The organism is Aliarcobacter cibarius (genome assembly GCF_013372265.1).
GTDB classification, from domain to species: domain Bacteria; phylum Campylobacterota; class Campylobacteria; order Campylobacterales; family Arcobacteraceae; genus Aliarcobacter; species Aliarcobacter cibarius.
This window is the reverse complement of sequence record NZ_CP054051.1, coordinates 2,200,183-2,219,511: the sequence shown is the minus strand read 5'-3', so window position 1 is coordinate 2,219,511 and position 19,329 is coordinate 2,200,183. Positions and strand designations below refer to the sequence as shown.

18 protein-coding genes are annotated in these 19,329 nt (G+C 24.8%); 12 read left to right on the top strand and 6 right to left on the bottom strand.

Going from position 1 to position 19,329, the window contains the following annotated elements; genetic code table 11:
* The first annotated feature begins 83 nt into the window (after positions 1-83).
* A complete protein-coding gene (locus ACBT_RS11140) occupies positions 84-527 on the top strand; it encodes a NifB/NifX family molybdenum-iron cluster-binding protein (RefSeq protein ID WP_024774373.1) in 444 nt (147 codons plus the stop codon).
* Positions 528-626: 99 nt separating this feature from the next.
* Here the strand turns inward: ACBT_RS11140 and ACBT_RS11135 are convergent, their stop codons facing one another.
* Positions 627-1,187, bottom strand: a complete 561-nt coding sequence (locus tag ACBT_RS11135) for a hypothetical protein (protein ID WP_024774374.1) — start codon at positions 1,185-1,187, stop codon at positions 627-629.
* 392 nt (positions 1,188-1,579) lie between these two features.
* Here ACBT_RS11135 and ACBT_RS11130 point away from each other — a divergent pair, with 392 nt between their 5' ends.
* The 4 genes from ACBT_RS11130 (at position 1,580) to ACBT_RS11115 (ending at position 4,848) form a co-directional block, all read left to right on the top strand.
* On the top strand, positions 1,580-2,857 hold the full coding sequence (locus tag ACBT_RS11130; RefSeq protein ID WP_176325400.1) for a Wzz/FepE/Etk N-terminal domain-containing protein: 1,278 nt from the start codon (positions 1,580-1,582) through the stop codon (positions 2,855-2,857).
* A 454-nt stretch (positions 2,858-3,311) separates the two neighbouring features.
* Positions 3,312-3,524, top strand: a complete 213-nt coding sequence (locus ACBT_RS11125; protein WP_024776278.1) for a helix-turn-helix domain-containing protein — start codon at positions 3,312-3,314, stop codon at positions 3,522-3,524.
* On the top strand, positions 3,524-3,850 hold the full coding sequence (locus ACBT_RS11120; protein ID WP_024776277.1) for a HipA N-terminal domain-containing protein: 327 nt from the start codon (positions 3,524-3,526) through the stop codon (positions 3,848-3,850). The genes ACBT_RS11125 and ACBT_RS11120 overlap by 1 nt, the downstream gene beginning before the upstream one ends.
* Before the next feature lie 2 nt (positions 3,851-3,852).
* Positions 3,853-4,848 (top strand): type II toxin-antitoxin system HipA family toxin, encoded by a 996-nt coding sequence (locus ACBT_RS11115; protein WP_024776276.1) that lies wholly within the window; start codon positions 3,853-3,855, stop codon positions 4,846-4,848.
* Positions 4,849-5,014: 166 nt separating this feature from the next.
* Here the strand turns inward: ACBT_RS11115 and ACBT_RS11110 are convergent, their stop codons facing one another.
* Both ACBT_RS11110 and ACBT_RS11105 read right to left on the bottom strand, forming a co-directional pair.
* A complete protein-coding gene (locus ACBT_RS11110; protein ID WP_024776275.1) occupies positions 5,015-5,335 on the bottom strand; it encodes a hypothetical protein in 321 nt (106 codons plus the stop codon).
* A gap of 210 nt (positions 5,336-5,545) precedes the next feature.
* Positions 5,546-6,826 (bottom strand): Wzz/FepE/Etk N-terminal domain-containing protein, encoded by a 1,281-nt coding sequence (locus ACBT_RS11105; RefSeq protein WP_176325399.1) that lies wholly within the window; start codon positions 6,824-6,826, stop codon positions 5,546-5,548.
* 394 nt (positions 6,827-7,220) lie between these two features.
* Here ACBT_RS11105 and ACBT_RS11100 point away from each other — a divergent pair, with 394 nt between their 5' ends.
* On the top strand, positions 7,221-8,603 hold the full coding sequence (locus tag ACBT_RS11100) for an MBOAT family O-acyltransferase (protein ID WP_024774909.1): 1,383 nt from the start codon (positions 7,221-7,223) through the stop codon (positions 8,601-8,603).
* Between the two features lie 9 nt (positions 8,604-8,612).
* Positions 8,613-9,602, top strand: a complete 990-nt coding sequence (locus ACBT_RS11095; RefSeq protein ID WP_024774908.1) for a hypothetical protein — start codon at positions 8,613-8,615, stop codon at positions 9,600-9,602.
* Positions 9,603-9,614: 12 nt separating this feature from the next.
* Here ACBT_RS11095 and ACBT_RS11090 read toward each other — a convergent pair whose 3' ends face one another.
* Complete coding sequence (locus ACBT_RS11090) at positions 9,615-10,163, bottom strand: recombinase family protein (RefSeq protein ID WP_024774907.1); 549 nt, start codon at positions 10,161-10,163, stop codon at positions 9,615-9,617.
* A gap of 599 nt (positions 10,164-10,762) precedes the next feature.
* On the opposite strand from ACBT_RS11090, the gene ACBT_RS11085 reads away from it, so the two are divergent.
* The 4 genes from ACBT_RS11085 (at position 10,763) to ACBT_RS11070 (ending at position 14,747) form a co-directional block, all read left to right on the top strand.
* Positions 10,763-12,262 (top strand): aldehyde dehydrogenase family protein, encoded by a 1,500-nt coding sequence (locus ACBT_RS11085; RefSeq protein WP_024774511.1) that lies wholly within the window; start codon positions 10,763-10,765, stop codon positions 12,260-12,262.
* 253 nt (positions 12,263-12,515) lie between these two features.
* A complete protein-coding gene (locus ACBT_RS11080) occupies positions 12,516-13,817 on the top strand; it encodes a tyrosine-type recombinase/integrase (RefSeq protein WP_024774510.1) in 1,302 nt (433 codons plus the stop codon).
* A 71-nt stretch (positions 13,818-13,888) separates the two neighbouring features.
* Positions 13,889-14,545: a zeta toxin family protein gene (locus ACBT_RS11075; RefSeq protein WP_024774509.1), complete on the top strand. Its 657-nt coding sequence runs from the start codon at positions 13,889-13,891 to the stop codon at positions 14,543-14,545.
* On the top strand, positions 14,535-14,747 hold the full coding sequence (locus ACBT_RS11070; RefSeq protein WP_024774508.1) for a hypothetical protein: 213 nt from the start codon (positions 14,535-14,537) through the stop codon (positions 14,745-14,747). The genes ACBT_RS11075 and ACBT_RS11070 overlap by 11 nt, the downstream gene beginning before the upstream one ends.
* A gap of 178 nt (positions 14,748-14,925) precedes the next feature.
* On the opposite strand, the gene ACBT_RS11065 is transcribed toward ACBT_RS11070, so the two are convergent.
* Positions 14,926-15,969, bottom strand: coding sequence for an IS630 family transposase (locus ACBT_RS11065; RefSeq protein WP_024774507.1), 1,044 nt, complete (start codon positions 15,967-15,969; stop codon positions 14,926-14,928).
* A gap of 234 nt (positions 15,970-16,203) precedes the next feature.
* On the opposite strand from ACBT_RS11065, the gene ACBT_RS11060 reads away from it, so the two are divergent.
* The gene (locus tag ACBT_RS11060) at positions 16,204-17,400 is read left to right on the top strand and encodes an IS110 family RNA-guided transposase (RefSeq protein ID WP_024774506.1); all 1,197 of its coding nucleotides are present in this window, start codon (positions 16,204-16,206) and stop codon (positions 17,398-17,400) included.
* Between the two features lie 453 nt (positions 17,401-17,853).
* Here ACBT_RS11060 and ACBT_RS11055 read toward each other — a convergent pair whose 3' ends face one another.
* Positions 17,854-19,200 (bottom strand): HipA domain-containing protein, encoded by a 1,347-nt coding sequence (locus tag ACBT_RS11055; protein ID WP_024774505.1) that lies wholly within the window; start codon positions 19,198-19,200, stop codon positions 17,854-17,856.
* Positions 19,201-19,329: the final 129 nt, after the last annotated feature.

Genomic DNA, 19,329 nt, shown 5'->3' with positions numbered 1-19,329 from the left:
GAATTAATTTGGTTAAGTTTATGGCCGGTGGTTATATATCTTGGATATAAAATTTCATATAAAAATGCAATAAAGGAGATAAAATGATTGCAATACCAGTAAAAACAAATAAAGAAAATACAGCAGTATCAACACTTTTTGGAAAAGCAAAATATTTTGCTTTTATAGAAAATAACAAAATTGAAATATTAAAAAATGAACAAATAGGTGGAAAAGCTGTTGTAAATTGGTTAAAAAGTAAAAATGTAGAGGTATTGATTACTTCACACTTAGGAGAAAAACCTTTTGAAACCCTATTAAACAAAGGATTAAAAGTATATTTTGCAGGTGATGAAAGAATAGAATTAAAAGATGTAATTATAAAATATGCAGATGGAGATTTAACTCTATTAACTAATAAAAATTTTCATACTCTTTTAAAAGAGGATAATCATCATTCTAAAAATTGTTCAAAAACAAATCAAAAACCAGAGAATAAACTACAAAGACCTTTATATAAAAGTTTTATAAGAAACATTCATTACTAAAAAAATAAAGAAAGATAGAAACCTTTGTTTCTATCTTTTTTCTATAGAAGATAATCAATTTCTAGTAGAAGAGTGGAATAAATATTTTAGAATTTAAACTTAAGTTTGGTTCCAAATTACTCCAGCGAACCGCAGTCCAAAATTAGCTCCTAATACAGCAACGAATATTTGAACTTTATTTATTTCACCTGTATCTTTATCTACAACATTCATAGTCATTCCACTAAAGTCTATAAATAATTTCTCTCCTGCAACATGAACTTGTCTCATTGATATATTTACTTTTTTTGAGTATTTCTTATATTCATTGCAAAACCATGTATAGCCATAATATCCATTTGGATTTGAAGTTGCATACTCTTCATGTAAAAGTTCTAAAGTTACTCCTTTTCTTCGAAGCTCTTTATGAATATATGCAAAATTTGGAGGATTAAATTTATACTTCTTTTCTAAAGAAGGAAATAGATTTGAAATAATCTCATTGTAACTTAGATCTTTTAGTTCATCATAGTTTTTATCACAAACTTTTGCTTTAGATAAATAGGTATTTACCACTGTATGACTAATATTTAAAGCTCTTGAGATTTGCCTAGCGCTTAAATTACATTCATGTCTTAAACGTAAAATTTCTTTTAGTTTACCCATACTAAGTTTCTCCATAATTTACTCCAAAATAATATTTTTGGAGTTAGTTTATCTCTTGAAACTTGTAAAAATTATTTCGCCAACAAAATTTCCAAATTTATTTCACAAATGTTTCAAAAAATGGAAACATAAAAGTGAAATAGGTGGAAACAAGTTAGTGAAACAAGTGGAAACTTATTTGTGAAATGGGTGGAAACATGCGTGTGAAATCTCTAAAAAGGCACTTTTTAATATAGTTTTATTGCCACATATTAATTATAAAATGTATCTTTATTATGTTGACAATTTTATTCATTTTATTTCTACTCAAAAAATTTAATCTTTTTGAAGTATATAAATTTAGAAAATCTCGAATAATATAAAGAATGTTTTGATATAATCAAGCCCTAAAAAATCAAGGGGATACAATGCAGGAAAAATATTTACAAGAAGATGAAATAGATTTAAGAGAACTTTTTAAAACTATTTGGGATAAGAAAGTTTTTATAGTTGTATTTACATTATTAGTGACTATTTTAGCAGGCTTTTATGCTTATAGTAAAACACCAATCTATGAAGTAAAATCTTATGTAGAAATTGGCTATATAAATAAAGAAAAAATTGAAGATATTGATGCATTAGAACACAAATTAAAAGTAGTTTTTCAAGTTGAGAATCCAAAATATGAAGAAGATAGTTTTGAAAAAGGAATTGTAAGTTCAATTAAACAAATAAAAGGTGTAAAAAGTTTTTTAGAAATAAAAACTGAAGCTACTAGCAATGAAGCAGCTTTAAATAAAAATAAAGAAGTTTTAAAATTTATTCAAGAATCATCTCAAGAAAGTATTAAACAATATGAAATAGTTTTAGAAAATACTATTTTAAATAAAAAAAGAGAAATAGATTTTATAAATGAGATAAATATAAAAAATATAAAATCTGAAATAGATATTTTAAAAGAGCAAGAGTTAAAAAATATAGATACAAAAATAGCAATATTAAAGAATCAAAATATTGAAAGTATCAATAAAGAGATTAGTTTGTTAAAAACTCAAGAAATTCCTAAACTTAAAACTCAAATAAATTTTTTAGTAAATTCAAAAATTAAATCATTACAAGATAAAATCGCTACCTATTCTAAAAGTTTAAATGATTATATAAATGAAGTTGATAAAATAAATAGTAATATAGGGAAAACAGATAATGCAACAGCGATGGTAGCATCTGTTCAAATTCTAAATTATCAGAATTTAATAACAAATTCACAAAATCAAATAAAAGATTTGGAATTACAAATAGAAGTAATACAAAATGAAACAATACCAGATTTAAAATATAAACTTGAAAATATAACTAATGTACAGATAAAAAATTTAGAATATAAAAAAGCTAACATGTTAAGTGTTGATATAAAAGATTTAGAAAATCAGAAATTAAATGTATCTAATGAAAAAATTAGAAAACTACAAGATAAAATAAATATTGAATTACAAACAAAAATTTCTCAATTAAATGAGGAAATTGACACATTGAATTTTAAGAAATCTGAACAAAATCTTAGCAATACAAAACTTGTTGGTGAATATATAGTAAATGATTTTCCAGTAAAACCTAAAAAATCTCTTATAGTAGCAGTTGCATTTGTAACTGGATTTATACTTTCAATTTTCTTGGTATTTTTAATAAACTTTATAAGAAAAAATTAAATTAGAAAATTATTGGTATTCATGTGTTATTAGGTAAAAATACCTAATAACACAGATTATATTCCACTATCTTAAAATATTATTTCAAGTTGGAAAAGCTGATTAAAGAAATCTAGTTGTTTTTTATTCGTTTAAGTAATTCCTTTATTTCAGAATCATCTATATTTTACTTATAAGACTTTTATAAATTAAAAGTAGATATGAATTATATTATACAAATATAATAAGTTATTATATAGATAAAAGTGGTTTTGAGTTTTCGTGAGTATTTTAAACTTTTAGTAGATAGAGTAATTTTCATTAAATTCATTGCTTAGGTTATAAAAATCATTTGATAATTCACAAAATATATTTAGTTTATAAACTAAATATTAATATGTATTTAATATTTGATATATATAATTAACCATATTTAACTTATATACTAAATAAGAGTATTTATTTAAGGCACAAAATGGAATTAACTAATATAAAAATAGGAAAAATTATCAAAAAAAGAAGAATGGAATTAAATCTTGAATTAAAAGATTTACAAGATTATTCAGGTGTAAATTATGTTTCAATTTCAGATATTGAAAATGGAAAAGCAAATCCAACTATAAAAACTCTTGAAAAGCTTTTAGATGTTTTGGGTATGCAAATAAATATTGAGGTAGTAACTAAATAATGCAAAGAGCCAAAGTTTTTAGAAACAATATATTTGTAGGATTACTTACGAAACTAAATGAAAAACAGTACGTTTTTGTTTATGATAAAGAGTATTTGAAACTACCAAATAAAAAACCTATTAGTTTAACTTTACCATTACAAAAGGAAGAGTTTAAATCACCTTATTTATTTCCTTTTTTTTATAACTTACTAGCAGAAGGAAAACTAAAAGATATCCAATGTAAAGAATTAAGAATAGATAAAGATGATGATTTTTCAAGACTTATACTAACAACAAAAGAGAATACAATAGGCTCTATAACTATAGAAAAAGATGAGACATAAATATGGAAAATGATATTTGTTTGGGTTGTTTAGCAACAAATAAAACACTTAAAAATAATTATTGTTTAAAATGCATAAAAGAACTTTTTAATGGGATAGTACCAAATCCTTTAAATTTTGACAGAGTTGAATTTACTAAAAAAAGAGCTGAGTTATCACCTAGAATGTCAATTTCAGGAGTTCAAGATAAAATCTCTTTAACTTTTGAAAAAAAAGATTTAGTTCCAACTGCGATTAATGGAAAATATATCTTAAAACCAATTTCTAGTGGTGATGGATATATTCAAAATGAAAAAGATGTTGTTGCAAATGAACATTTATCAATGCTTATATCAAAAAATATTTTTAATATCCCAACAGCAAGTTGTGGATTAATACAGTTTAGTGATGGTGAACTTGCATATATAACTAAAAGATTTGATTATGATGATATTTCAGGATTAAAATATGACCAAGAAGATTTTGCAGGAATTATTGGTGTAACACCATCATCTCATGGTGAAAACTATAAATATGATGCTTGTAGTTATCTTGATTGTGTAAGAATAATAAAAAAATATGTAGCTTCTAGTGTAGTTTCAGTAGAAGACTTTTTTAAGAGAATTATTTTGAATTATCTAATTTGTAATGGCGATGCTCATTTGAAAAACTTTTCTTTGTTTAGTAAAGTAAATTCAAATGAATATTTTTTAACACCAAATTATGATCTACTAAATACTAGATTTCATGTAAATGAAAAATATGGAGATATGGCACTAGAGTTATTAGATGGATATACAGCTACTTATGAAAAATACGGATATTATACTTATGATGATTTCAAAACATTTGCAAAGTATATAGATTTACCAGATGTTAGATTCAATAAAATTATGAAGTTTATAGAAGAAAGTTATCCTAAAGTTGAAGAGTTGATTGATAAATCATTTTTAAGTGAAAGTGCAAAAAAGTTTTATAAATCATCTTATCAAGAGAGAATGAAAAGAATTAAATTTTAATTAATAATATTTAGAATATAAAATATTTGTTATAAAGAGAATGAATTTTATAACTATTTTATAATATATTTCAGGAGAGCTATCACGTCTTGAAAATGACTGTAAATTTAGAATTGAGAGTATTTTAAATATAGAAATATATCCGTGTCATACACGGATATATAAATTATTTTTTATTTTCAGTAGCAGCTTCTTTTACTTCAGTAGTAGCTTCTTTTACTTCAGTAGTAGCTTCTTTTACTTCAGTAGTAGCTTCTTTTACTTCAGTAGTAGCTTCTTTTACTTCAGTAGTAGCTTCTTTTACTTCAGTAGTAGCTTCTTTTACTTCAGTAGCAGCTTCTTTTACTTCAGTAGCAGCTTCTTTTACTTTAGTAGTAACAGCTTCAACTTTAGCAGCTTCAGTTTTTACTTCTGTAGGTTTTTTGTCTTCTGTACAACCAGTAAATATCGCAATAGCAACAACTGATGAGAATAAAATTTTTTTCATTTTATGTTTCCTTTTTTTGTAGTTATTCTGTGTAAATGAATCGTGGAATAGTACCAAAATTACTTTAAATTAAAGATTAAAATAATATTTTATACATAAATACTACTAAATAATTATACTTTAGAACTTTATAAAATATTATAACTATGCATTTAGAATATCATGAAATAATTAATTACGATAACACAAATATGTTAATAATTTTCTAGTTTAATTTTTTCTTATAAAGTTTATTAAAAATACCAAGAAAATTGAAAGTATAAATCCGGTTACAAATGCAACTGAAATTATAAGAGATTTTTTAGGTTTTACTGGAAAATTATTTACTATATACTCACCAACAAGTTTTGTATTGCTAAGATTTTGTTCTGATTTTTTAAAATTTAAAGTATCAATCTCTTCATTTAATTGGGAAATTTTTGTTTGTAATTCAATATTGATTTTATCTTGTAGCTTTCTAATTTTTTCATTTGAAACATTTAACCTTTGATTTTCTAAATCTTTTATATCAACACTTAACATGTTAGCTTTTTTATATTCTAAATTTTTTATCTGTACATTAGTTATATTTTCAAGTTTATATTTTAAATCTGGTATTGTTTCATTTTGTATTACTTCTATTTGCAATTCCAAATCTTTTATTTGATTTTGTGAATTTGTTATTAAATTCTGATAATTTAAAATTTGAACAGATGCTACCATTGCTGTTGTACTATCAGATTTTTCTATATTTTTATTTATTTTGTCAAGTTCATTAGTATAAATATTTAAACTTTTAGAATGATAAATAATTTTATCTTGTAATGATTTAATTTTTGAATTTACTAAAAAATTTATTTGAGTTCTAAGTTTTGGAATTTCTTGAGTTTTTAACAAACTAATCTCTTTATTGACACTTTCAATATTTTGATTTCTTAATATTGCTATTTTTGTATCTATATTTTTTAACTCTTGCTCTTTTAAAATATCTATTTCAGATTTTATATTTTTTATATTTATCTCATTTATAAAATCTATTTCTCTTTTTTTATTTAAAATAGTATTTTCTAAAACTATTTCATATTGTTTAATACTTTCTTGAGATGATTCTTGAATAAATTTTAAAACTTCTTTATTTTTATTTAAAGCTGCTTCATTACTAATTGCTTCAGTTTTTATTTCTAAAAAACTTTTTACACCTTTTATTTGTTTAATTGAACTTACAATTCCTTTTTCAAAACTATCTTCTTCATATTTTGGATTTTCAACTTCAAAAAGTACTTTTAATTTGTGTTCTAATGCATCAATATCTTCAATTTTTTCTTTATTTATATAGCCAATTTCTACATAAGATTTTACTTCATAGATTGGTGTTTTGCTATAAGCATAAAAACCTGCTAAAATAGTCACTAATAATGTAAATACAACTATAAAAACTTTCTTATCCCAAATAGTTTTAAAAAGTTCTCTTAAATCTATTTCATCTTCATACTGTTTAATGTTTTCTTGCATAGCTTAATAACCCTAAATTATAAAATATACGAAAATTAAGAAATAATGAACTTCCATATATAAATATTTTTTTATTTTTAATCCAAATTATGTATTAGAAACGTTATTTTTAAAATTACATTTTAAGGAAATAATATATTTCTCAAATACTTAGTTCTATTAAAATTCTAATTTTTATTACATAACTTGTGTTTAGTATTATATGAAATAGATGTAAGATAAATATAAGAATTTTAATATAGTAATTAATTTTTGTTTTTTAAGTAACAATTTAATATATTTCTTTATTTATTTAAGCTATAAACCTGTTTATAGCATATTTATAATAATCATTAAACAATTTTTATTACATTTTTTATTAAATTGTTATAGTTTTTACTAAGAAGAGGTTTGATTGCTTTTTAACTCTTATGAATTCTTACTACTATTTTTACCAATAACTTTGATACTATATTTTTATCTAAATTCTATAAAAATGGTTACTTTGAGTAAATTAATGCTTGTGATTGCAAGTTTATTTTTTTATTCATGGTGGAATTCTATTTATTTACTTTTAATTTTAGGAAGTATGATTTTTAATTTTATAATTGGAAGATCTTTAGGAAAAACTGCTTCAAAAGTCTTACTTATATTTGGAATTATTGGTAATGTTGCACTTTTAGGATATTTCAAATATACAGATTTTTTTATAGAAAATTTTAATTGGGTTTTAAGTAGGGATGTTGATTTACTTCATCTAGCCTTGCCATTAGCAATTAGTTATTTTACATTTCAGCAAATTGCTTTTTTAGTGGATAATTACAGAGGAGAGGTAAAAGAGTTTAGTTTTTTAAATTATTCACTATTTATTACTTTTTTTCCACAGCTTTTAATGGGTCCAATTGTTCATCATAAAGAGATGATGCCCCAATTTGCTTTAAAATGGAGAAGTATTTTAAGATGGGAAAATATTTCTTTAGGACTATTTATTTTTGCAATAGGTCTTGCAAAAAAAACATTAATAGGTGATCCACTTACAGATTATGCTCAATATGCTTTTGATAATGCTCAAAAATTAACTATGATAGAAGCTTGGTATGCTTCAACTTCATATGTTTTATCCTACTATTTTGACTTATCAGGTTATGCAGATATGGCAATTGGAATTGCAAAAATGTTTAATATTGATTTACCAAAAAACTTTAATTCTCCATATAAAGCAAGAAATTTTGCTGACTATTGGAGAAGATGGCATATGACTTTGAGTCGATTTTTAGGAGATTATATTTATAAAAGTTTAGGTGGCAATAAAAATATTGTTTGGATTATTTACTTGAATATTATGATTACTTTTTTTGTTTCTGGTTTTTGGCATGGTGCTGGATGGACATTTGTTGTTTGGGGATTATTAAATGGTATTTTTGTAGTAATGGCACATATGATGAAAAAAGCTAATTTAGAAATGAATTTTTATGTAGCATGGTTTTTAATGTTTATTGGGTTAATTATTACAAGAACTTTATTTGTTGCAAAAGATTTTAGTGATGCTTGGTATGTTACAAAAACTATGTTTAATCCTATGAATTTAAAATTTGAAGGGTTGGTTTATATAGATCCTATATTACAAAGTCTTTATCTTGCTATTGCTTTAATATTAGCTTTAGGATTTAAAAATAGCGCCCAAATTGCGGAAAATTTTAAACCAAATATAAAATATACTCTTTATACAATAGTGCTATTAGCTACTAGTTTGTTCACTTTTTCAAGTGCAAAAGAGTTTTTATATTTTCAATTTTAGGAAAAATAGATGAAAAAACATAAAATTTATATTTTCACTTCAATATTTTTTTCACTTCTAATTTTTTCTTTTGGAATAGGTATTAAGTATATAATTGATCCAGTTGGATTAAATAATAAATTTGACATAGGATTATATAAAGATGTTGCTTTAGCCTATAGGACTCAAAAATTTGTAGAATTAAATAATTTTAAACCAGATACTTTGATAGTTGGTGGAAGTAGAGTTCATTATTTAAATAATCAAGATTTAGCAAAATATACTCAAGATAGAGTTTATAATTTGGGTTTTAGCTTTTCAACTCTTGAAGAGCAATACTATTATTTAAAATATTCTTTAGAACATTTTGACATAAAGAATGTTGTAATTGGTCTAAATCTATATACCTTTAGTGAAAGATTAGAAGAAAATAATAGTGATTTTGATAAAGATTTACTCGAAGATGGATTTACATTATTCAAGCAAATAAAGCATTATGTAGAGGTTCCATTATTTAAATATCTAAAATATGTTTTAAATCATAAAGAAATAGAGAATTTATATAAAGATGGGGGAATAACAGCTAGTCATCAAAACGTTGTTATAAAAAATAATCCAAAAGAAGAAATGTGGAAAGGAACTTTAAAAGGTTATAAAGAAAAATATGAAGATTATTTGGAATGGGGAGAAGAAAGTACAAAATATTATAAATTAATGGTTGAACTATGTCAAAAATATGGAGTTAATTTAAAAGTTTTTACTACAGCAGTTCACTCTGACATGATAAAATTATTAGAAGAAACGGACAAAATGGATGTGTTTTATCAATGGAAAAATGAAATAGCGAAGATTTATCCTTATTGGGATTTCATGTACGAGAATAGTATAACAAATAACAAAGATGTTTACATTGATCCTTCACATTTAAAACAAGAGTATGGTTACTTATATTTTGCAAAACTATTTAATGATGAAAATATTGAAGTTCTAAAAGATTTTGGAGTTTACATAAGCAAATAGAAAATTTGAATATTAAGTTGCAGGAATCCATCTATACAATGTAGCAAGAGAAATTCCTAAATCTTTTGCAACATCTTTAGGTAGAGCTCCAGATTCTAAAAGTTTTTTTGCATTTGCAAGTTTACTATCGGTCATTTTTCTTTTTCTACCACCAATGCGTCCAAGTTTTTTTGCAGCATCAAGACCAGCTTTTGTTCTTTCAACAATTAATTCTCTTTCCATTTGTGCTAAACTTGCCATTACATGAAAAAAGAATCTTCCTGATGGTGTTGAAGTATCAATAGAATCAGTTAGACTTTTAAAATGTATATTTCTCGAATTAAGGTCACTTACAAGGTCAATTAAACTTTTTACACTTCTTCCAAGACGATCTAATTTCCATACAACTAAAGTATCATCTTTTCTTAAATGTTCTAGAGCTTTTTCAAGTCCTGGTCTATTATCTTTTGTGCCACTTATTTCATCTTCATAAATTCTTTCACAACCAGCTTTTTCTAGAGCCTCTTTTTGCAATGTAAGATTTTGATCAGTTGTAGAAACCCTTGCATAACCTATTAGCATGTTAAATCCTATGAGAAATTTTTACAAAGTGCTTGTATAGCTAAATCATATCATATTCTTCTTGGGTTAATTTAGCTATTTTATAATTTATCATAAATTTATTTTTCAACTGCCCAGCTTGGTACCTATAAAACTTTTATAATTTATTTGAGGTGATAATTATATAAAAAGTGTTTATTTATAATTTTTAATTAAGCTTTTATATATGAATTTAATGATTTTTAAGTGTGAACGTTGAGAAAGATTAATTATTTACTTACTCTTAAATTATAAAAATGTTGTAAAAGCATTATAGTAAATAAATTAACCATCTTTAAAGGTGGTTAGTTTTTAAAAGATACTTCAAATTTATTAAATCCAATATATTTTTAAAACTTATAATTCTTATAATTAAATAATATAAAAAATGTAAATTGTTATTTTATTGCTATTTATTACATATAGAATTCTATCTTGAAGTTAATTCAAATAATAATAAACCATCCTATAAAAAATAGCCTAGTCGTTTAAGCTATTCTTTATAGGATGGTTCGTATAATACATTTATCAATCAATATTTTAAACTTTGATTGATAAATGTATTATACGAAGGATTTAATATGATTTACGATAGACCAAAGTATAAAGAGCAATATGAAAATTTCATAGGTGGGGAGTGGATTCCTCCAAATAGCAAAGAGTACATTCAAAATATTTCTCCAGTTGATGGAAAAGTTCTTACAAAAATACCAAGATCAAATGAAAAAGATGTTGATTTAGCAATTGAAGCAGCTAAAAAAGGTTTTGAAGAATTTAAACATACATCAGTTGCACAAAGAAGTGCTTTATTGAATAAAATTGCAGATATTGTAGAGCAAAATTTAGAGACTTTAGCAGTTGCTGAAACACTAGATAATGGAAAAGCAGTAAGGGAAACGTTAAATGCTGACTTACCACTATTTATAGACCATTTTAGGTATTTTGCATCAGTTATAAGAGCAGAAGCTGGAACAGTTGCTGATTTAGATGAAAATACTATTTCGCAAGAAATTTATGAACCTTATGGAGTAGTAGCTCAAATTATACCTTGGAATTTTCCACTTTTAATGGCTGCATGGAAATTAGCTCCAGCAATAGCTGCTGGAAATTGTGTAATACTAAAACCTGCTAGCTCAACTCCACTTTCAATACTTTTATTTTTAGATCTAATAAAAGATGTATTGCCTAAAGGTGTTATAAATGTTATAAATGGATCAGGTGGAAAAATAGGTAAATATTTAGTAACACATCCAGATATTAAAAAAGTTGCATTTACTGGAGAGACATCAACAGGTCAAGAAATCATGAGATATGCAACAGAAAATATTATTCCTTCAACTTTGGAATTGGGTGGAAAATCTCCAAACATTTTCTTTGAATCAATTATGCAAGAAGATGATGAATTTTTTGATAAAGCTATAGAAGGACTTGTACTATTTGCATTTAATTCTGGAGAAGTTTGTACATGTCCATCAAGAGCGCTAATTCAAGAGTCAATATATGAACCATTTATGAAAAGAGTGATTGAAAGAGTAAAAGCTATAAAACTTGGTAATCCTTTAGATACTGAAAATACAATGGGTGCTCAAAACTCTTTTAATCAAAAAGAGAAGATTGCTAAATATTTAAAATTGGCAAAGGAAGAAGATGGAGCGGAGTGTTTAGTAGGAGGGGATATTTATCATTCAACAATTAATCCCGATGGTTTTTATATTCAACCAACAATTTACAAAGGGCACAATAAAATGAAAATTTTCCAAGAAGAGATTTTTGGACCAGTTTTATCTGTAACAACTTTTAAAGATGAAGAAGAAGCAATAAAAATTGCAAATGATACAATCTATGGTTTAGGAGCAGGAGTTTGGTCTAGAGATGCTCATCAAATTCATAGAACTTCAAGAGCGATTGAAGCTGGAAGAATTTGGGTGAATTGTTATCATTTATATCCTGCTCATGCTTCATTTGGTGGATATAAAAAATCAGGTATTGGAAGAGAAACTCATATGATGATGTTAAATAATTATAGACATACAAAAAATATTTTAACTTCATTTAATACAAAAGCTTTAGGGTTCTTCTAATAGTTAATTTTATATTTATATGATTTTAGAATTACAAAGAGAAATTATTCTCTTTGTAATATTCAATAAAATCTATCTTTTATTTTCAATATATTTATAACAAACTATAATGACATACAAGCACCCTATTTTAAGGGTTTTAATCTTTACTTTACAACTATAATCAGCTACAATTATTTTTAATTATTTACAAAATTCCACACTTTTTTCTAGAAAAACATCAAAAAGTGTGGATGAATAGAAGGTGCTAAAAATGGCTATTTATAAACCTTATAAAATAAAACTATCTAATGGTACAGCTTCAGGAATGTATCTATTAGCAACTGATGAAGAAATCAAATATGACAAAGATGGAAATACAAAATCTCCTAGTGGAAGAGCATATAAAATTCAAATAGAAGTAGAAGCTATCTATAACAACCGAAGAAAAAGAGGTAAAAAATCATTTAATATTCCATTAGGTACATCAATAGTAAAAGCTGTTCAATCACTTCAAGGTAAAAAAAATGAAATGATTAATCTACTTAAAAGTAAAGGCACTTTAAAAACTGAAAAAGTAACTTTTTCAGATATAAAACAAACTAATGGAAACTTTGCAGATTGCTGGTTATCGTACTATGAAACGCAGTTAGCTACTGATAAAATCAAACATTCAACTTACTTGATTTATAAAAATGCTTTTAATACTTATTTAAAACCTTTACATAAAATGAAAGTAAATGAGATTACAATAAGACATGTACAAAATATTATAAATAATGAATTAAGTAATAAAAAAGCACCTGCGACAATATCAAGAATTAAACCTACAGTAAAACCTTTATTAGAACATTATGATGTGATTTTAAATTGGAAAAAATTAATTGAGCCAAAAATTGATAATGAAAGAAAATATAAAAAATCTAAAGAAGAAACAAAACAAATAATTAATGAGTTATTAAATTATAAACATCCAGAAGTAAGAGCTATCTTCCATTTTTCATTAACAGGAAGAAGAATATCAGAAATTTTAGCTTTAAGATATGAAAATATAAATTGGAACACTAATTTAATACCAAAAGAGAATGTTAAAACAAGAAAAGATATTGAATTTAAGCTTACTCTACCTCTAATTGATGCTATTAAATCAAGAGGAAAAATAAAAAAAGAAGGACTAATTTTTTCATTAAGTAGTAAATGGGTACTTGCAAACTTTAAAAAATGTATGGCAAATTTAGGAATATATGATTTACATTTACACGATTTAAGAAGCTTAGTTGCACAAACTGCATTAGATAATGGAGCAAATATATATGATGTATCTGCATTATTAGCACATTCTAATATTGCAACAACAGAAAAAAGATATGTTGATAAAAATAAAGACCATGCTCAAAAAGCACTTGATAAGTTTACTAGTGCAACAACTCTATTATTGGAAGAAGAGATAATTGATGTAGAAGTTGTTGAAGATAATTTTTTAGGTATTAAAAAACTCTTTCCAAATGCATCTGATGAGCAAGTTAAAAAAGCAATAGCTATTCTAGTGTCTGATAACTTAGATAAATTGAAATAATATGCTACAATTTAACTTAAATTATCAAAATACTTTTACAGAACTTTAAAATTTATAAAAGAATAACTAAAATGAATGAATTAGAAAAAATAGCTATTGAATATCTTAATCAAAACAAACAAAAATTTCTAAATGATTATACAAATACAATAAAAGTAACTGATGAGAAAATAGCTATATTTACAGCTGGTATGAGTGGAGTTGGAAAAACTGAATTAGGGATTTTTTTTAAAGAAAATAATCCTGATATTTTACATATTGATACAGATAATATAAGAGAATTTTTTAAGCCTATTGGTTATGATGGTCAAAATTCTGATGTTTTCCAAAAGGTGGCTAGTAGAGGATTTAATGAACTTTTTAACTATGCTTTAAAACAAAGTTACTCTATTATTCTAGATTCTAATTTTTCTAATATTACTTTAGCAATTCAAAATATTGAAAGATTATTAAAAAGAGGCTACAATATTCATATATATTATCTCTATAATTATCCAAAAGTTTGTTTTGAATATGCAACAAGAAGAGAAATAGTAACACATAGAAAAGTTCCAAAAGAAGTATTTGTAAAGAGTAATATCAACTCTTACAAAACAATTTTAGAGATAAAATCAATATTTAAAGATAGTGTTAATTTACATTTTATAGATAAAAGAAATGACTCTTTTTATGAAAATATTGATGACAATTTTATACAAAATAAAATAGGAGAATATTTTGAAATTTGATAATCAACTTATGCAAAATGCACTTATTAGAATAAATGAATTACAACAAGAAGTTATAGAAAAATCAAAAAGTATTAGTGGAGCAGAAGATTTTGTAAAACAAAAATTAGCACTTTATGAAGAAGATGAAAAAATTAGAGCTATGGCTAAAAATATTAATATTCAAGAGAAAAGAATAACAGATAATTTTTTTAATAAGTAATGTATAAATTACAAAATAATATTTGAAATAACACCTCAAATATTATTTTAACCTTCTACCAAAAATTTTTGTAAAATTAACATACAAAGAGATAAGCAAGAGAACGTTTTATCCTTAGATTTTATCTATTAAACTTAAAATTTTAAATTATTACTCCACCACCAAATAATCTGAAAAATCAGCAAGCATATTTAACACTTGGATGTTGAAAAAAATTAGCAATTTTTTGTGGATTCTTTTGTAAATTCTCCATATAATTTTGAGTATTCTCTTTTAACTCTTTTTGATTTTTTGGAATATTATTTTTATTTCCATTTCTTTTATAATCTTGATTTAAATATTCATCTGGATTAAACTCTGGTGAGTATGGTGGCAAATAAAATAGTTTTATATATTTTGAATTCTCTTCTTCCCATTCTTTTACAAGTTTTGCATGATGAACTCTTAGGTTATCTACAATAAGAAATACTTTTTTACCATTATTTGATTCTATTACTTTTTGACAAAAATCTATAAATTTATCAATATTTATAGATTCATTATAAAGAGCAAACATTGATTTACCAGTATTGGTAATAGCACTTATCATATTGATCTTAAATTTTTGTGCTGGATGATTTAGTATTGGTTTATTTTTACTTCCTATTGGTGCATATCCTTTTAGGTTTGAAGGTAGTGAAACACAAGCTGTCTCATCAGCCCACCAAATATCGGCATTTTCACTTTTTGCTTCTTTTTTTATTTGCGGATACTCTTCATTTAGCCATTTTTGAGTATTTACATCTTTCCTCTCATATGCCCTTTTTATTGGCTTTTTTGAAGTAAATTGCCATTTAGCCAAATAATCTCCAACAGTTGATATTGGCATATCTATTTCTAATTCTCTAAAAATTAGTTGTCTTACTGCCTCTCTTGTCCATAGTGCAAATTTAAATTGTAGTTGTTGTGGATTTGTATCTATAAGCATTCTAATAATTTTAGCTTCTTGTTCATCACTTAATCGCTTACCACTTTTTTTAGGTCGTCCAGCATTCTTGACTTTAAAAATATTAGCTCCACTATTTTTGTATTGTGTATAGTAGGTTGATATAGTTTGAGCTGATATCCCAACAATCTCTGCTACCTCTTTATTTGGCACACCTTTTTCTCTTAACTTTATGGCTATCTTCCGTTTTTCAGACAACTCTCTTGGTGATAATTTTCTTGCATCTATTTTTTCCATCCCATATTATATTATAATTCAGATTATTTATCGGTGAAGTAATAATAGATAATAAATCTCCATACGAGTCTGTTACTTGCTTTCAATCCCAATTAGTTGATTAGGTCTTAGAACCTCTGTCATTTGGAAGGTAGGATCAAGTCAAGTATTTGCTTATCTGTTTGTATGTTTTTAAATAACTTTTGGTTTTTATTTTTTATATTCAAATATAAACTCCAATTTAAAAGGAAATTTATGTACCAATATTTTCTAGGAATAGATATCTCTAAAGATAGTTTTGATTTTTGTTTTATAGATTCAAACGAGAAGCTATTAGATAAAAATCATTATCTTATGAGTTATGAAGATTTTACTAATCTTGGTGATATTTTATCTTCTTTTTCTAAGGATGAAATTTTAATATGCATAGAAGCAACAGGAATATACCATTTAAATTTACTCTCATTTTTATTAGAGCTTAATTTTAATGTATGTGTTATAAATCCATTGTTTGTTAATGCATTTACTAAATCAATAACTATTAGAAAAACTAAAACAGATAGCAAGGATGCATATACTATTTCTCTATTTGCAAAGAGAAATAGTAGTACACTTAGGCTATCAAAGCTTAGTGATTTAGAAACAATAAAACCTATCATTAGAGAAAAAGAGAAACTTACCAACCAAATATCAGCTATAAAAACTGATATTAAAGCATTAGTTAATCAATTATTCCCAGAATTTTTAAAGAACACAAATATCTTTTCAAAGAGCAGTTTAAATCTGCTCTTGCAAGCTCCTAGCAAACAAGCTATTAGGAACTTGAAAGAGAAGAAAATAGCTTCACTTTTAAACAAAGATAACCAAAGAGGAGCTAAAGCTAAAATCAGTGCTAATGATATACTTTTATTAGCTCAAAATTCTATTGGTATTAACAATCCATCTTTAGAAAAAATACTCATCTCTAAAATCAAACAATTAGAATTCTTACAAATTCAATTAGATGAGTACATTAAAATAATAGAAGAGTTTGTTGACGAACATCACAATGACGATATTGAAATATTAACATCTATTGCTGGTGTTGGAAAAGATAGTGCTTCATCATTTCTTGCAGAGATAGGAAATATAAAAAACTTTGAATCACCTAAGCAAATTATTGCATTTGCAGGCACTGATCCAGCTATTTACCAAAGTGGATCTTCAGTTAATATTAGAGGTTCAATTTCAAAAAGAGGCAACTCTCATTTAAGAAGAACCATATGGCATATGGCAAGAGCAGCAACTGTTTGGAATGAAACACTCAAATCCTATTATGATAAAAAACGAAATGAAGGCAAAACTTTTAAACAATCAGTTATTGCTGTTGCCAATAAACTCATTCGTATTATTTTTAAAATGTTAAAGAACAATACTAAATTTGAATCAAATCACACAAATTTAGCAATATAAAAGTTTCCAACTGAAACTCTTATATTAATTTTTTGATTTAAGTTTAACTATTAATTTAAAATAGTTGACTCATATGAAATATTGATTCATTTTTAATTTCTTTGAAGAGAAAATATTAATCTTTTAATTATAAAGCTCTAGCAGTTTTTTCCCAATAATACTTGGATTTTAAATGGAATTTGAACAAGAACATTTGTTGTTATAAAATATTCTTAAAACTTATTATTACTATAGTAAATTAAGAATTGGTTTTGAGAATAGTTTTTGAGAATTTCTAAATATTGATTCTATGGAATTTAGAAATTTACTTTTTTTAATTCTTGAAAACGATCGTTTGTAAAAATTGATTTATTAAATTGTTGAGAGTAAAATATCTGAAATGATGACTTTAATATAAAAGCTAAAAAAATTAGTGTCTTATATGTAAATTTAGTTTTTTACTTTTTATTGACCTTATTCCCAAATACTATGACTATTAAATTTTTCTAACAAATTATTATATAAATCTTCAACTCTATTTTTATAATACTCTTTCAAAACAGCTTCAAATGGTTTTTGTCCACCATATTTTGATGTATGATAAGGTAGTGCTTTTATGCTATCAGGTAGTTTTTCAATATAAGTTTGAAAAGTGTCAATAAATTGCTTTGATGTTAGCTCTATTAAATTATCAACTAAATTTTGATCAATATCTATACATAAAGCGAGTTGTAATAAATCTGTTTTTTTTACTTTACTGGTTCTGTTTTCAATTTTTAATCCTACATCGTTTTTTTTTGTATCTTTATAAATTTTTGTGGTAGAAATATCATAAAAAGGAGATAATTGCATAGCTCTTTCATCCAATTTGTTGCTTGAATAAATAAGCGAAAGATTCTTTGCATGTAAATCTCCATGACCAATAACTACAGAAAAGACAATAAATCTAAAAAGTTCTACAAGCTGTTCTTTTGAAATATACATTTTTGCAGTTTCCAAAACTTCTCTCATTGAGACTTTATATTTTTGATCACTATTTTTATTCATTAATGTCAGTATTTCATGGTGGTCGATTTTAAGTTCTCCGTATCTATCAAATCTTTTAATGATATAGTGGTAGTCGCTATCATGTTTTATAATTCCATTGTATGGAACACTAAATCCAAAATCTCTAGCAAGGCTCATAAATAAATGTTCATTGATGAGTAAATATGGGATGTAACTTCTATCTTTTTCATTGGGCATGTAGGATGTATAGAATTTACTATAGGGTTTCATGAAATAATTACTATTTTTTGTTTCATCATAAGAAATTGTTTTGTTTATATCATCTTTTATGATACTAAACTTATATTGATATCCTGAAAGTCCTATAACTTTACTATTTGCCAAACCATTTGGATATAAAATTGAGTCATCTATACTTAATGAATAGTCTAAAATATTTGGAAAAGTATAATTGTTATCAAGTATCTCTTCTTTAGTATCAATAAAATTGAAAATATTTTGCTTTTGTAGTTCAAGTTTTTCAATATCATTTTGAGTATAAAATTCATAGCTTCCGTGGATGTCAGTAAGATAAAGTAAAACTTCAATTTGAGTTGAGATATTATTTTGAGCTTTAATGAAGTTTAGTTGCTCAAACTCTGGTAGCATATTTTCAAAAATTGGAAATAGATTGCTTGATATATTTTCTTTTTCTTTTAATCCTTGGAAATAACTGCCTGCAGGTATTTCATCATTGTAAACAAATCTAATTTTTCCAATCTCTTCACTAAGAGTCCCAATAAATTGTTTATTTTTTACTACAAATATTTTCATTATTTACTTCTTTTAATTAAGTACATATACTTAATTTTATCAAACATTTAATAAAAGTCAATATCTACATAGAAAGTCATCTTGACAAAATTTAAAATATTTGATATAGTAAAGTAAATTTACTTTACT

Excerpts from the sequence above, each read along its gene's own strand:
- ACBT_RS11125 (WP_024776278.1), top strand. The coding sequence starts at position 3,312 with ATGGAATTAACTAATATAAAAATAGGAAAAATTATCAAAAAAAGAAGA.
- ACBT_RS11090 (WP_024774907.1), bottom strand. The coding sequence starts at position 10,163 with ATGCTAATAGGTTATGCAAGGGTTTCTACAACTGATCAAAATCTTACA.
- ACBT_RS11080 (WP_024774510.1), top strand. The coding sequence starts at position 12,516 with ATGGCTATTTATAAACCTTATAAAATAAAACTATCTAATGGTACAGCT.
- ACBT_RS11055 (WP_024774505.1), bottom strand. The coding sequence starts at position 19,200 with ATGAAAATATTTGTAGTAAAAAATAAACAATTTATTGGGACTCTTAGT.
- ACBT_RS11115 (WP_024776276.1), top strand. The coding sequence starts at position 3,853 with ATGGAAAATGATATTTGTTTGGGTTGTTTAGCAACAAATAAAACACTT.
- ACBT_RS11110 (WP_024776275.1), bottom strand. The coding sequence starts at position 5,335 with ATGAAAAAAATTTTATTCTCATCAGTTGTTGCTATTGCGATATTTACT.
- ACBT_RS11105 (WP_176325399.1), bottom strand. The coding sequence starts at position 6,826 with ATGCAAGAAAACATTAAACAGTATGAAGATGAAATAGATTTAAGAGAA.
- ACBT_RS11085 (WP_024774511.1), top strand. The coding sequence starts at position 10,763 with ATGATTTACGATAGACCAAAGTATAAAGAGCAATATGAAAATTTCATA.
- ACBT_RS11140 (WP_024774373.1), top strand. The coding sequence starts at position 84 with ATGATTGCAATACCAGTAAAAACAAATAAAGAAAATACAGCAGTATCA.
- ACBT_RS11135 (WP_024774374.1), bottom strand. The coding sequence starts at position 1,187 with ATGGAGAAACTTAGTATGGGTAAACTAAAAGAAATTTTACGTTTAAGA.
- ACBT_RS11120 (WP_024776277.1), top strand. The coding sequence starts at position 3,524 with ATGCAAAGAGCCAAAGTTTTTAGAAACAATATATTTGTAGGATTACTT.
- ACBT_RS11065 (WP_024774507.1), bottom strand. The coding sequence starts at position 15,969 with ATGGAAAAAATAGATGCAAGAAAATTATCACCAAGAGAGTTGTCTGAA.
- ACBT_RS11095 (WP_024774908.1), top strand. The coding sequence starts at position 8,613 with ATGAAAAAACATAAAATTTATATTTTCACTTCAATATTTTTTTCACTT.
- ACBT_RS11130 (WP_176325400.1), top strand. The coding sequence starts at position 1,580 with ATGCAGGAAAAATATTTACAAGAAGATGAAATAGATTTAAGAGAACTT.
- ACBT_RS11060 (WP_024774506.1), top strand. The coding sequence starts at position 16,204 with ATGTACCAATATTTTCTAGGAATAGATATCTCTAAAGATAGTTTTGAT.
- ACBT_RS11075 (WP_024774509.1), top strand. The coding sequence starts at position 13,889 with ATGAATGAATTAGAAAAAATAGCTATTGAATATCTTAATCAAAACAAA.